1 protein-coding gene is annotated in these 936 nt (G+C 40.0%); it reads right to left on the reverse strand.

The window, feature by feature from the left end:
- A partial coding sequence (locus AB5935_RS25750; RefSeq protein ID WP_368327843.1) for a helix-turn-helix domain-containing protein occupies positions 1-841 on the reverse strand: 841 nt, incomplete at its 3' end.
- Between the last annotated feature and the right edge of the window lie 95 nt (positions 842-936).

Here is a 936-nt window from a genome sequence, read left to right on the forward strand (position 1 = left end):
AGAACGACTGGTTGGCAAAATTCAGCCGATCGGCAATCTCTTGTATATTCATACTTGAAGAATTCAGAAGTGCTTTCGCTTCCAGAATCACCAGTTCGTCTATCCACTCCCCCACCGTTTTTCCGCTGACCTCTTTTACTACTCCCGAAAGATGCTTCGGCGTCAGACACAACTGGTCAGCATAGAATTTCACGCTCCGTTCAGACTGGTAAGACTCCACTAAAGACTCATAAAAACGTTCGAAAATATATTCTTTCCGGCTTTTATTTTTCATGGTAGTAGCATTGGCTGGCGCATGATTGGTAAAGATATTACAAAGTTCAAAAAAGAACCCTTGCATCAAGCCCATTACCACTTCTTTACGATATAAAGCCTCCTTATTCTTCAACCGTTTTCTGATAAATGCATGATATTCCTTCACAGTCTCCTGCTCCTGCGGTGTAAGATTGAAACACGGGTAATCTTTCAGATAAAAGAATAAGGAAAGCACATTACTGATCTTAGGCAATGTCTCCAACAAGTTCTTCGACACAGCAAAGAATATCGCTTTAAAGTCGGAACTGAAACACCGCTGTTCGACAATCTGATTAGGCAGCGCGATCACCATTAATCCGGGGAACAGTTGGAACTCACGTAAACTAATATTAAAAGTACCAGTACCTTCCAGGCAAAGACCTACCGTCAACACCTCCAGTTTAGTCGGTCCATTATACAACGATATAACGCTCTCCGTATCGAAGAGCGCTATATCATTATCAACAACATCAATGTTGCCAGAATCTATATGTTTAGAATGAACTACCGAAGAAATACCTACTTTGGGAACATTTTGAATATACATACTCTCTCTTTTTTGCGACAAATATACCAGCATTTAATCAGATATACAAGCCGTTCAAGAGTATTATCAGACATAATGAACACTTTTAGTTACTT

The sequence above is a fragment of the Phocaeicola sp. RTP21198st1_B8_RTP21198_201120 genome, assembly GCF_040929485.1.
Classification (GTDB): Bacteria; Bacteroidota; Bacteroidia; order Bacteroidales; family Bacteroidaceae; genus Phocaeicola; species Phocaeicola dorei.